8 protein-coding genes are annotated in these 12,795 nt (G+C 61.8%); 1 reads left to right on the plus strand and 7 read right to left on the minus strand.

Annotation, left to right across the window (positions count from 1 at the left end):
* Window positions 1-122: 122 nt before the first annotated feature.
* From THIMADRAFT_RS10700 to zwf, 6 genes are all read right to left on the minus strand, one after another.
* Window positions 123-1,913 (minus strand): L,D-transpeptidase family protein, encoded by a 1,791-nt coding sequence (locus tag THIMADRAFT_RS10700; RefSeq protein WP_007193048.1) that lies wholly within the window; start codon window positions 1,911-1,913, stop codon window positions 123-125.
* Window positions 1,914-1,947: 34 nt separating this feature from the next.
* Window positions 1,948-3,438 carry a SpoVR family protein gene (locus THIMADRAFT_RS10705; RefSeq protein ID WP_007193049.1) on the minus strand — a complete coding sequence of 497 codons (1,491 nt, stop codon included), beginning with the start codon at window positions 3,436-3,438 and terminating at the stop codon, window positions 1,948-1,950.
* Window positions 3,435-4,706 (minus strand): YeaH/YhbH family protein, encoded by a 1,272-nt coding sequence (locus tag THIMADRAFT_RS10710; RefSeq protein WP_007193050.1) that lies wholly within the window; start codon window positions 4,704-4,706, stop codon window positions 3,435-3,437. Before THIMADRAFT_RS10710 ends, THIMADRAFT_RS10705 begins: the two co-directional genes overlap by 4 nt.
* A gap of 248 nt (window positions 4,707-4,954) precedes the next feature.
* Window positions 4,955-6,877 (minus strand): PrkA family serine protein kinase, encoded by a 1,923-nt coding sequence (locus THIMADRAFT_RS10715; RefSeq protein WP_007193051.1) that lies wholly within the window; start codon window positions 6,875-6,877, stop codon window positions 4,955-4,957.
* Window positions 6,878-7,462: 585 nt separating this feature from the next.
* A complete protein-coding gene (pgi, locus tag THIMADRAFT_RS10720; protein WP_007193052.1) occupies window positions 7,463-9,112 on the minus strand; it encodes a glucose-6-phosphate isomerase in 1,650 nt (549 codons plus the stop codon).
* 61 nt (window positions 9,113-9,173) lie between these two features.
* A complete protein-coding gene (gene zwf, locus THIMADRAFT_RS10725) occupies window positions 9,174-10,649 on the minus strand; it encodes a glucose-6-phosphate dehydrogenase (RefSeq protein ID WP_007193053.1) in 1,476 nt (491 codons plus the stop codon).
* 111 nt (window positions 10,650-10,760) lie between these two features.
* Here zwf and glgA point away from each other — a divergent pair, with 111 nt between their 5' ends.
* Window positions 10,761-12,311 carry a glycogen synthase GlgA gene (gene glgA / locus THIMADRAFT_RS10730; RefSeq protein ID WP_007193054.1) on the plus strand — a complete coding sequence of 517 codons (1,551 nt, stop codon included), beginning with the start codon at window positions 10,761-10,763 and terminating at the stop codon, window positions 12,309-12,311.
* 96 nt (window positions 12,312-12,407) lie between these two features.
* Here glgA and panD read toward each other — a convergent pair whose 3' ends face one another.
* A complete protein-coding gene (panD, locus tag THIMADRAFT_RS10735; protein WP_007193055.1) occupies window positions 12,408-12,788 on the minus strand; it encodes an aspartate 1-decarboxylase in 381 nt (126 codons plus the stop codon).
* Between the last annotated feature and the right edge of the window lie 7 nt (window positions 12,789-12,795).

The following is a 12,795-nucleotide window of genomic DNA, read 5'->3' on the forward strand; positions in this document are numbered from 1 at the left end:
GGAGAGAGGATTTCAATCCACCCCGGGGCAAACACGAAACGCGCGGGACGTCCCCGGGAAGACTCGCGGAGCGAATCGAAACCCAGGCAATCGGGAGAAGGAAAACCCGATGAAAGCGATCCTCAGAGGCGACCTATGGGGCGCGCTTGCGCAGGATCGAGGGTCGAAACGGCAGGGTCGGGGCCATCGGTCCCCGAGCTACGCTCGTCGACGCGGCCTGCCGCGGAATCCCGGCCGGTGAGGCGAACCGATGTGTCTTTGTCGGACGGCTCGGCATCCGGCGCTGGTTCGGGCTTCGGGGGTGTCGTGCTCGGGGGCTCGGTCGGAGGCTCCGGGAAGCTGATGCGCGTACGCAGAACCGGGGCCGAAAAGGCGGCACGCAGGGCCTCGTCGCGTGCGTAGATATCCCGACGAAACCCGACCTTGCCTTGGTCGTCGGCGAAGGCCGTCAAGTAGTAAAGCAGCACCGGCAGGTCATCCGCGAGATCGACGTAACGGGTCCGTCCGCGCTCGACCAAGCGCTCGATCCCGGACCGGTCCCAGTTGGGCTGGTCCAGAATGGCCTCTGCAAGGGCCAGCGGATCCTGGACTCTGACACAGCCATTACTCAGCGCACGCGCCTGACGTCCAAACGCAGCCTTTCCGGGCGTGTCGTGAAGATAGATGGCATGGCGGTTCGGAAACATGAACTTAACGCGACCGAGGGCATTCTTTGGACCCGGTGCCTGAACGAGCCGGTAGCGCTTGTAATCGCGGGCATCGCCGCCGCCGACCTGCTTTCCGGTGCGGCGATCGACCAAACGATAGTCGCCGGAAACCCTGCCCATCTTCTTCTGAATGGACACGGGCACCGTCCAGGTCGGATTGAAGACGAGATGGTCCATGGTGTCGCGAAACATCGGGGTTTGCGTCTCGGACGTGCCGACGATCGCGCGCGTCGACCAAGCGAAAGCTCCGTCACGCACCAGGTGAACCTTGAACGCGGCGACGTCGACGAAGACATAATCGGCCGGAAGATCCTGATAGAGCCAACGCATGCGCTCCAGATTGATCCGGATCTGCTCCGCATTCGTCTCGTCGCCGTGCCCGTTGAGCGCCGCAAGGGTGGAAGGACCCACGACGCCGTCGGCGGTCAGCCCCGATCGCCGTTGAAAAGACAGCACGGCCTCGTGAAGAGCGGCGTCGAAGAGATCGGCATCGGGTGGCGTCGCAACCGCCGCGCCATCGAGGCGCTCGAGCCGCTCACGCAGCATCGCAACACGCGGATGCCGGTTTCCGCGGGCTAGATTCGGTCCGGCCGGCAGGGGCGGCAATCCCGCGAGAGAGGCGCGGGTCGTAAAGCTTTGCAGGGCTTGCTTCAGATCCTCGTACCAGAACGGGCGAGGAAAACCCTCGCTTAGGCTGGTTTCCAGATCCTCACCGTCAAGCGCCCGGCTCATATCGCCGAGGATGACCTCGCTCGACGCCGGAGCTCGGTCGTGCCATTTCGAATCGACGGCGACCGGATCGAGCTTGCCGTAGCGCTGGTGGTGGACGTAGCGCGCCAGCGCATCGCTGAGGATGAGATCGGCGGCCATCCGTTCGTTGCCGGTCAGGGAGTCAAGCACACCCGGCGAGGCGAGTCGACGTAGATGCTCGGCGTGGAAATCCTCCGGTCGGAAGCCATCCGACGTGCTTCGCTGCGCGAGGTCCGAGAGCTGCGCAATCCGTTCAAGGTCGACCCAGACCAAGACATCTCCGCGTTCCCCGTAGAACTCGGACAGCAGACGGCCGGACAACAGCGGAACGCCCTCGACCGCGACGGTTCTCGCGTCCCGAATCGAATCGAGCGTCGGTCGCAACAACCCGTCGGTCGACGCCGGCGAAGAGGCGACAACCAAAATCCAAAACAGACCGACCAAACGGCAACGCATACCGGTTATCCCTCAGGCCCGACCCTTCGGTCGATCAACATTCGCCGATCAACTGTGTCCTGCCGTTCTCGTCCAAGGTCTCCAGGCGCACGGTAAATCCCCACAGGCGCCTGATATGCCTGAGCATCTCCTCGACCGAATCACCCAGCGGGCGACGATTGTGCCGATAGTGCCGCAAGGTCATGGAGCGATCGCCGCGACGATCGACGTTGAACACCTGAATGTTCGGCTCGCGCGAGCCGAGGTTGTATTGTTCGGCCAGTGATTGTCGCAACGCACGGTAGCCCTGCTCCTCGTGGATCGCGGTGACCTCCAGGTGCTCCTCGCGGTCATCGTCCGAGATCGCGAACAAACGCAGATCGCGCATGACCGTCGGCGAAAGATACTGCGCAACAAAGCTCTCGTCCTTGAAGTTGCGCATGGCGAAGTCCAAGACCTTCAGCCAGTCGCCACCGGCGATGTCCGGGAACCAGTGGCGATCCTCGTCGGTCGGCTCCTCGCAGATTCTCCGGATATCGCGCATCATCGCGAAACCGAGCGCGTAGGGATTGATCCCGTTGTAATAGGGCACGTCGAACGTGGGCTGGAACACCACACCGGTGTGCGACTGGAGGAACTCCATCATGAATCCGTCGGTGACGAAGCCTTCGTCGTAGAGATGGTTCATGAGCGTGTAGTGCCAGAATGTCGCCCACCCCTCGTTCATGACCTGCGTTTGGCGCTGCGGGTAGAAATATTGACCGAGCTTCCGGACGATTCGAACAATCTCGCGCTGCCACGGCTCGAGCAGGGGGGCATTCTTCTCGATGAAGTAGAGCAGGTTCTCCTGGGGCTCGTCCGGCCAGCGTGCATCCTGCTCTGCGCCGTCGTCGGAATCGAACGTCGGCAAGGTCCGCCATAAATCATTGACCATCGATTGCAGATACGCGGCGCGATCCTTTTGGCGTCGCTGCTCTTCCGCAAGCGTCAGCGGCGTCGGTCGCTTGTAACGATCCACGCCGTGGTTCATCAGCGCGTGGCAGGAATCGAGCAAGAGCTCGACCTCGGCCTCGCCGTAGCGTTCCTCGCACTCGGCGATGAATCGCCGTGCGAAGACCAGATAATCGATGATCGCATCGGCGCTGGTCCAGGTGCGGAAGAGATAATTGCCTTTGAAGAAGCTGTTGTGACCGTAGCAGGCATGCGCGATGACGAGCGCCTGCATCGGCAGGGTATTCTCCTCCATGAGGTAGGCGATACAGGGATCGGAGTTGATCACGATCTCGTAGGCCAATCCCATCTGACCGCGCCGATACGTCTGCTCGGTCGCGACGAACTGTTTGCCGAACGACCAATGCGGATAGTTGATGGGCAGACCGACCGATGAATAGGCATCGATCATCTGCTCGGAGCTGATGACCTCGATCTGGTTGGCATAGGTATCCAGGCCGTAGACATCGCGGGCCAAGCGGCCGATCTCCCGATCGAACCTCTCCAACAGAGGGAACGACCATTCCGAGGAGTCGGAAATGAGGTTTTTGGTCATGCCTCCTGCCTCCTGAACAGCTCCCGAAACACGGGGAAGATATCCTCGGCGCCGTCGATCTCCTCCATCGCGAAGTGGCGGTGCAGGGCCCGGACCTCTTGATAGGCGTACCAAAGGCTTTGATGCTGTCGCGGGGTGATCTCGACATAGGCGAAATAGCGCATCAACGGCATCAGCTTCTCCACCAGCAGATCACGGCAGACCGTGGAATCGGAATCCCAATTATCTCCGTCCGAGGCCTGCGCGGCATAGATGTTCCAAACCGATGAATCGTAGCGCTCTTTGAGAATGTCGTAAGCCAGATTCAGTGCACTTGACACGACCGTACCGCCGGTTTCGCGCGAATAGAAAAACTCTTGCTCATCGACCTCTTGGGCGATCGTATGATGACGAATAAAAACGACGTCGATCTTGTCGTAGTTCCGCTGCAGGAAGAGATACAGCAGGATAAAGAACCGCTTCGCAAGATTCTTGCGGACCTGATCCATCGAGCCCGAGACGTCCATGATACAGACCATCACCGCTTTGCTCGTCGGCTCGGGAAGCTTCGTGAAGCTCTGATAACGCAGGTCGAAGGTATCGATAAACGGCAAGGCCGCGATCCGGGTGCGCAGTCGATCGATCTCCTCGCGAATCTCGCGCACGCGGGCGTCCGTCTCGTCGATGCCCCTGTCGAGCAGGGTCTGAAGCTCCTCCTCGAGCTCGCGCGCGCGGGCACGCAAGGGCGCACCGATCGCCGTGCGCCGCGCGATGGCACCCTTGAGGGAGCGCACGACGTCGATATTCGAGGGCGACCCATCGGTTGAATAACCGGCCCTGACCGTTTTGAACTCGGTCGTTCCCATCAACTGGTTCCGCACCAGATTGGGAAGCTCGAGGTCGTCGAACAAGAGATCCATGAACTCTTCTCGCGACAGCTCGAACATGAAATCGTCGTCGCCTTGTCCGCCCTTTCCGGCCTTTCCTTGACCCGAGCCATCCCCGCCGCCGCCCTCGGGACGCCGGATCCGATCCCCGGCGATGAAGTCCTTGTTGCCCGGGTGCACCATGTCCCGCACCCCGCCCTTGCCGTGATGAAATACCGGTTCGGAGATGTCCTTGGACGGAATCCCGACACGCTCGCCCGAGTCGATATCGGTAATGCTGCGTTTGTTCACGGCATCGGCGACCGAGCGCTTGAGCTGCGACTTGTACCGCTTCAAGAAACGCTGTCTGTTGACCGTGCTCTTATTCTTGCCGTTCAGTCGACGGTCGATGAAGTGTGACATAAGGACTCTTGCCTACTCGGCTGGGTGAAACAACGACAAACCGCGCAAGTCGGTGCCCGTGCCTACGTTTGACTTCCTGAGCGTTCTCGTCCTTTTGCAGGTTTCGACACCGCGATGATGCCGTCGGACACAACGGCCGTTCAAGCGATCGACCGTCGTGCACCGAGGACAGTGCGGCCTGCCCTCGCCGCGAGAGTCACCCGACCGTCGGGACGGACATCGCTCCGAGCGATGTCTCCCCCTCGCCTCTACTGCGATTTGCGAACCCGCAGATACCATTCCGAAAGAAGCCTGACCTGTTTCGGCGTATAGCCCTTTTCAGTCATGCGATCGACGAACTGATCATGCTTCTTCTGCTCGTCCACGGATGCCTTGGCGTTGAACGAAATGACAGGCAGCAGCTCCTCGGTATTGGAGAACATCTTCTTCTCGATGACGACACGCAGCTTCTCGTAACTGGTCCATTTCGGATTGGCGCCGCCGTTGTTTGCACGCGCACGCAGAACGAAGTTCACGATCTCGTTTCGGAAATCCTTCGGGTTGGAGATCCCCGCCGGCTTCTCGATCTTTTCCAGCTCCTCGTTGAGACCGCCGCGGTTCATCATCTCGCCTGTATCCGGATCACGGTATTCCTGATCCTGGATCCAGTAATCGGCATAGGTCACGTAGCGATCGAAGATATTTTGACCGTATTCCGCATAAGACTCCAGATAGGCCGTCTGAAGCTCCTTGCCGATGAACTCCGCATACCGTGGAGCAAGGTATTGCTTGAGGAAGCTCAGATAGCGTTCGTGAGTCTCCGGGGGAAGCTGCTCGCGCGTGATCTGACGCTCGAGGACGTACAAGAGGTGAACGGGATTGGCCGCAACCTCGCTGTGATCGAAGTTGAAGACCTGCGAGAGGATCTTGAACGCAAAGCGTGTCGAGATTCCCGACATCCCTTCGTCGACCCCGGCGTAGTCGCGGTACTCCTGCATGGACTTGGCTTTGGGATCGGTGTCTTTGAGGTTCTCACCGTTGTAGACCCGCATCTTCGAGAAGATGCTCGAGTTCTCCGGCTCCTTCAGACGCGTCAATACAGAGAACTGGGCCATCATCGACAGGGTTCCGGGCGCACAAGGCGCATCGGCGAGCGAGCTGTTGTAGAGCAGCTTCTCGTAGATCTGAGTCTCTTCGTTGACGCGCAGGCAATAGGGGACCTTGACGATAAAGACGCGGTCGAGGAATGCCTCGTTGTTCTTGTTGTTGCGAAAGCTCTGCCATTCCGACTCGTTGGAGTGGGCAAGGATGATGCCTTGGAACGGCAGTGCAGAGAGCCCCTCGGTGCCGTTGTAGTTCCCTTCCTGGGTTGCCGTGAGCAGCGGATGCAGCACCTTGATCGGTGCCTTGAACATCTCGACGAACTCCATCACGCCTTGGTTCGCGCGGCACAGTGCGCCGGAGTAGCTGTAGGCGTCCGCGTCGTGTTGAGCGAATCGCTCCAACTGCCGGATGTCCACCTTGCCGACCAGCGATGAGATGTCCTGGTTGTTCTCGTCGCCGGGCTCCGTCTTTGCGATCGCCACCTGCTCGAGGACCGACGGGTAGAGCTTCACGACCTTGAACTGCGTAATGTCGCCGCGGTATTCCTGCAGGCGTTTCACCGCCCATGGCGACATGATCGTGCGCAGATAGCGGGACGGAATCCCGTAGTCCTCTTCGAGGATAGGGCCGTCTTCTTCGGGCGAAAACAGACCGAGCGGCGACTCGAAAACGGGCGACCCGTGGATCGCGTAGAAGGGTCGCAGCTCCATCAGCTCCTTGAGCTTTTCGGCGAGCGAGGATTTGCCGCCGCCGACCGGGCCGAGCAGATACAGGATCTGTTTCTTTTCTTCGAGTCCTTGAGCCGCGTGCTTGAGATAGGAGACCAGATGCTCGATCGACTCCTCCATCCCGTAGAACTCGGAAAACGCGGGATAGCGCCGGATGATCTTGTTCTGAAAGATCCGACTGAGTCTCGGATCATCGCGGGTATTGACGAGCTCCGGCTCGCCGATCGCCGTCAGCAACCGCTGCGCAGCTCCCGCATAGGCGCTCGGATCGGACTTGCACAGCTGCAAGTACTCGTCGAGGCTCATCAACTCCTCGCGGGATGACTCGTAGCGTGCCTGGTAGCGTTCGAAGATCGACATAGATGTTACCTCGCTCGGAAGCTGTTGTTGCTCGCCCGACCCAGTGTCGACCGCAACTCGCCTCGCTTTAGTGCTCGGGGCGAGCCGTGGGAAAGACAAGGTTTGGATTCGAATTTTAGCAATATGCGCGCCATACGCTGCGAGGCTGCCGCTGCACCCTACCGGGCCGGCACCGGGCGGGCACCGGGTCGCAGCGTACCCGGAATACCCGTGCACCGGCGCGACCGGATTGTGCACCAAGTGAGTGCAGGCACTCGCCGCGAGATCGGCAGTGTCAACCAGGTCTGCCGATAGACACCGCCTCCGCCGTACGAAAGGCATCGAGCCATTTCGGAGGCCCGGGTTCGGCTGCATTCAGCGAAGGCTCGGCCGAACGCTCCGTCCTGCGCGCTTCGGCGGTGGGCAACCCTCGCCCCACGCCGATGCATAGAGACTAGCATCAAGACGCCATACCGGACTAAGAGACATCACGCCGACGCCGGGGTTCATCCCGCGGTCGACATCCCGAAGCGGCGCTCGCGGGTTGCGTGTCGCCCCGGCGTCTTATGCCGGGTCCACATCACGCGGGAACATGAAACCTCGACCTCAAGCGCGGCGCCCTCGAATGAAGTCGTTCAGCAGGGAGCGTGTAGATGCATCGTGGTCTGCGACGACGCGCCCTTCACCGAGCTCTTCGAGGATCACACCGGCAAGCTGCTTGCCGAGCTCCACGCCCCATTGGTCGAACGAGTTGATCCCCCAGACGACGCCCTGCACGAAGATCCGATGCTCGTAGAGCGCGATCAAGGCCCCCAGCGTAAAGGGCGTCAGACGTTCCATCAGGAGACTGTTGGTCGGTCGATTTCCGGGGAAGGTCCGATGCTGTGCGAGGACCTGCGCCCGCTCCACCGGAACCCCTGCGTTCAGCATCTCGGCGAGCGCCTCCTCCGTGGTGCGCCCGCGCATCAGCGCCTCGGTTTGGGCGAAGAAGTTGGCCATGAGCTTGAGGTGGTGATCGCCGAGCTCGTTGTGACTCTTGATCGCGCCGATGAAATCCGCCGGGATCATCTGCGTGCCCTGATGGATGAGCTGGTAGAAGGCATGCTGCCCGTCGGTACCCGGCTCGCCCCAGACGACCGGCCCGGTGGTGTAGTCCACGGCGATACCCTCGCGGGTGACGCCTTTGCCGTTGCTCTCCATATCGCCTTGCTGAAGGTACGCCGGCAAAAGCCTCAGATACTGGTCGTAGGGCAAAACGGCATGCGTTCGTGCGCCCCAGAAATTGGCATACCAGACCCCGAGCAGAGCCAGTACGACGGGCATGTTCTTCGCCGACGGGGCGGTTCGGAAGTGCTCGTCCATCGCGAACGCGCCCTCGAGGAGCTCCACGAAACGCTCGTAGCCGACCGCCAAGGCGATCGGCAGACCGATGGCGGACCAGAGGGAGTAGCGTCCACCGACCCAGTCCCAGAACCCGAACATATTCCGCGTGTCGATCCCGAACGCGGAGACCTTCTCGGCATTGGTCGAAACCGCGACGAAGTGCTTGGCGACCGCCGCCGGATCGCGCGCCGCCGCCAGGAGCCAGTCGCGTGCACTGGTGGCGTTGGTCATGGTCTCTTGTGTCGTAAACGTCTTGGAGGCCACGATGAAGAGCGTGCGTGCCGGATCCAGATCGTTGAGCGTCTCCAGCAAATGGGTCCCGTCGACGTTCGAGACGAAGTGGACACGAAGGTCGTTGCTGCCGTAAGCGCCGAGCGCCGTGCAGACCATTTTGGGCCCGAGATTGGAGCCGCCGATGCCGATGTTGACGACATCGCGGATGGACTGGCCCTGAAAGCCCTTCCACTCGCCCGAGCGAACCAATCCGACGAACGCCTCGAGACGCTCGAGCACGCGATTCACGCCCGGCATCACGTCTTGACCGTCCACTTGGATCGGCCGGTTGGAGCGATTGCGCAGGGCCACATGCAACACCGCGCGCTCCTCGGTGTTGTTGATGGGCTCGCCCGCGAACATCCGGGCGATCCATCCGCTCACGTCCGCGGTCTCGGCCAGATCGAACAGCAGCGCAAGGGTCTGCGGGGTAGCCAGGTTCTTCGAGTAGTCCAGATGCAATCCCGCGACAGACAGGCGCATGGTCTCGGCGCGGACGGGATCGGACGCAAAGAGATCGCGCATCGCGACGCTCTGCATCTCTTGCCTGTGCTGTTCCAGTGCCCGCCATGCAGGCGTTTGATTGATGAGCGACGTCATGAAGTTCTCCTGATGATGCGTTGGCGAATTGTGGCGCTGTCCGGCTCGGCGTTCTCGCAACTCACCCGTCCATCCCCTCTCGCCAAGACTGATCGTCCCGGTCAAACAAGCGGTTGGCCTCGGGTGGTCCGCAGGTGCCGGCCGGATAGGTCTGGATGAAGTCACGCTCGGTGGACCACAGCTTGATCACCGGATCAACGACTCGCCATGCCCAATCGACCTCGTCAAAGCGCAGAAAATGAGTATGGTCCCCTTCGATCACGTCGAGGATGAGCGCCTCGTAGGCATCGATCTGCTCGGAGGGGATGGTGCATCGGCTCGCGTCCAGCCGCTCGGTTTGGGTGCGCATCTCCAGTCCGGGTTGCTTGACCTGGATCTCCATGCGGATGCACTCGTTGGGTTGGATATTGAGCAGCAGCCAGTTGGGTTTGAGCTGCTCGATGGCCGTATAGCGGAACAGCTGCTGCGGCGGATGCTTAAACCGAATGGCGATCAGGGAGTTGCTGCGGGCAAGACGCTTTCCCGTGCGCAGATAAAAGGGGACGTTGCGCCAGCGCCAGTTGTCGATGTAGAGCTTCAGCGAGGCATAGGTCTCGGTGGTGCTGTTGTGCCCGACGCCGTGCTCGTCGCGATAGCCGGGAACCTTATTCCCGCCCGAAGCGCCCGGTCCGTATTGTGCCCGGAAGGCCTGGGCATGCACCGCCTCGCGCGGAATCGGTCTGATGGAGCGCAGCACCTTGACCTTCTCGTCGCGCAGTGCCTCGGCATCCAGACAGGGCGGAGGCTCCATCGCCACCAGGGTCAGCATCTGCAGGAGATGGCTCTGGATCATGTCGCGCATGGCGCCCACACCGTCGTAGAAACCGGCGCGCTCTCCGATCCCGGCGGCCTCGGCGTGCGAGATCTGCACATGATCGATGTAGTTGCGATTCCAAAGGGGCTCGAGCATCAGATTGGCGAAGCGGAACACCAGGATGTTCTGAACCGTGCTCTTGCCCAGATAGTGATCGATGCGAAAGATCTGCGACTCGTCGAAACAATGCCGGATGCGGCGATCCAGGACAGCAGCGCTTTCGAGGTCGAAGCCGAAGGGTTTCTCCACCACCAGACGGGACCAGCGCCCGTCCTCGGTGTTCAGACCCTGAGCGGCCAGGTTGTCCACGATGCCGCCGTAGTGCTTCGGCGCCACCGCCAGATAGGTCATGAGGTTGGCCGGGATGTCCGCCTCTTCGCGCAGTCGTTCGGCCAGGCGTAAGTAGCCGGCGGGCTCTTCCAGGTCACCTTCCACAAAGAGCATCCGGCTGAGCAGACGTTCCAGGACGTGTGCGTCAGTGGCGCCGGGCAGTCGCTCGGCGAGCTTCGCCCGGACCTCGTCGCGCCATTCGCCATCCGACCACGGGCGGCGGCCGAATCCAATGATCCGCGTCTCGGGATGAAGGCGCTCCGCCGCCTCGATGTGATAGAGCGCCGGGAGCAGCTTGATGCTCACCAGGTTACCCGTCGAGCCGAAGATCAGGATGGTGCAGGGATCCGACATGGCCTTGGTGCCTCGATCGCGGACAAATGTGATAACGTGAGCCCTGTCATACTGTTGCCAAGCCAGGCGTGCCGCGCCGGCAACCGATTCGCTCGGATTTAGGGACCCTCCATGGAGCCATCGCTTCTTCTACCCCCGGACATTACCGCGCCGGAGCGGCCGCTGCATATCCTTGTGGCGAGCAGCGAGGCTCACCCGCTGATCAAAACCGGCGGGCTCGCCGATGTCGCCGCCAGTCTACCCGCTGCGTTGCGCGATCTTGGCCACGATGCGAGGCTCATCCTGCCGGCCTATCCTCGCGCTGCCCGCCAGTTGCGCGACACCAAGATCATTTGCGAGCTGAAGATCCCGACGAGCCGCACCCAGGTGCGCATTCTCGAAGGCAAGCATCCGGATCACGACTTGCCGATCTATCTGGTCGACGCACCCGAGCACTTCTGTCGCGAAGGCAATCCCTACACCGACCTCAGCGGACGTGACTGGGGCGACAATGCCGAGCGCTTCCTGCTCTTCTGTCGGGCCATCGCCTTGATTGCCGGCGGTCTCCCGGCGATCGGCTGGCGTCCGGACGTCCTGCACGGCAACGACTGGCAAACCGGGCTGGCCCCTGCCCTGCTCCGAGATCTGCCGGGCCATCCGGCAAACGTCTTCACGATCCACAATCTCGCCTACCAAGGGCTGTTCGATCGCGCGACCTTCGATCGGCTCGGCCTGCCGCCGGCGCTGTGGAGCGTCTCGGGCCTGGAGTTCCATCAGAGGATGTCCTTCATCAAAGGGGGCATCATCTTCTCCGACCGGGTCAACACCGTCAGCCCGTCCTATGCCGCGGAGGTGCGCACGGCTCGTTTCGGATTCGGGCTCGACGGACTGCTGCGCCAGATCGGCAGCCGCTTCAGCGGCATCCTCAACGGGGTCGACTATCGGATCTGGGATCCCCTGACGGATCCCTTCATCCTCCAATGCTATGACCCGGAGACCTTCGGACTCAAGGCGGAGAACAAGCTCGACATCCAACGCGAGGTCGGGCTTCCGCGCAACGAGGACGCCTTCGTGCTGGGCTATATCGGGCGCTTGGTGGAGCAGAAGGGCGTGGACCTGATCCTCGCCATACTCCCGCGCCTTCTCGAGGACCCGCGCATCCAGGTCGTGTTCCAAGGCACGGGAGAACGCAGCACGGAGCAGGCACTGCTCGCCATCGCGGCATCGTATCCGCGTCAGGTCGGGGTCTTTGTGGAGTACGAGGAGGCGCGGGCGCATCGCATCGAGGCCGGCTCGGACGCCTTCTTGATGCCGTCGCGCTTCGAGCCCTGCGGGCTCAACCAGATCTACAGTCTGCGCTACGGGACGCCGCCCATCGCCCACCGCACCGGCGGGCTGGCCGACACCGTCGTGCATACCTCCCCGGAAACACTCGCCGACGGCACCGCGACCGGCTTTCTGTTCGAGGAGCCGCGCGCCGATGCCCTGCTCGACGCCGTGCGCCAGGCCCTGCAACTGTATCGCGAGGACCCGCAGGCGTGGCAAAAGCTCGCAACAACGGGAATGCAGCAGGACTTCAGCTGGGAGGCAAGCGCACGCGGTTATGTGCAGCTTTATGCGGAGGCGATCGCCGACCGGGCGATCGCGCAGAGTGCGGAACAGGCGAGCGCGGCGTCGGTGTAGCCGCCCGGTCGGGCGGAATCCAATCGGCGCTTACGGGATGGGTCCTGCGGACCGGATCTTCGGCAGGCGTCTTCGCTCCGGAAGGTTCAATCCGGATCAGGCGACCTGAGCCGGGATGAAGTCCCCGGTGCGGGTTACGCGGTTGTGCTCGTTGAGATAGACGAGCGCCGGGCGGTAGGCATCCGCCTCGGCCTCCGTCATGGCGGCGTAGGCGCAGATGATGACACGATCGCCGGGGGCAGCTTTATGGGCTGCGGCCCCATTGACCGAGATCACGCGAGAGCCGGGCTCGGCGCGAATGGCGTAGGTCGTGAACCGCTCGCCGTTGGTGACATTGTAGATTTGAATCTGCTCGTACTCGCGAATACCGGCGAGCGTCAGCAGCTCCTCGTCGATGGCACAGGAGCCTTCGTAATCGACTTCCGCATGGGTTACGCAAGCGCGATGCAGTTTGCACTTCAACAAGGTCAGATGCATGTCTTCA

It is taken from the genome of Thiocapsa marina 5811 (assembly GCF_000223985.1).
Classification (GTDB): Bacteria; Pseudomonadota; Gammaproteobacteria; order Chromatiales; family Chromatiaceae; genus Thiocapsa; species Thiocapsa marina.

Bases quoted from the DNA above. Each gene is read 5' to 3' on its own strand.
- zwf (WP_007193053.1), bottom strand. From the start codon at position 10,649: ATGTCGGATCCCTGCACCATCCTGATCTTCGGCTCGACGGGTAACCTG.
- pgi (WP_007193052.1), bottom strand. From the start codon at position 9,112: ATGACGTCGCTCATCAATCAAACGCCTGCATGGCGGGCACTGGAACAG.
- panD (WP_007193055.1), bottom strand. From the start codon at position 12,788: ATGCATCTGACCTTGTTGAAGTGCAAACTGCATCGCGCTTGCGTAACC.
- THIMADRAFT_RS10710 (WP_007193050.1), bottom strand. From the start codon at position 4,706: ATGTCACACTTCATCGACCGTCGACTGAACGGCAAGAATAAGAGCACG.
- glgA (WP_007193054.1), top strand. From the start codon at position 10,761: ATGGAGCCATCGCTTCTTCTACCCCCGGACATTACCGCGCCGGAGCGG.
- THIMADRAFT_RS10700 (WP_007193048.1), bottom strand. From the start codon at position 1,913: ATGCGTTGCCGTTTGGTCGGTCTGTTTTGGATTTTGGTTGTCGCCTCT.
- THIMADRAFT_RS10715 (WP_007193051.1), bottom strand. From the start codon at position 6,877: ATGTCGATCTTCGAACGCTACCAGGCACGCTACGAGTCATCCCGCGAG.
- THIMADRAFT_RS10705 (WP_007193049.1), bottom strand. From the start codon at position 3,438: ATGACCAAAAACCTCATTTCCGACTCCTCGGAATGGTCGTTCCCTCTG.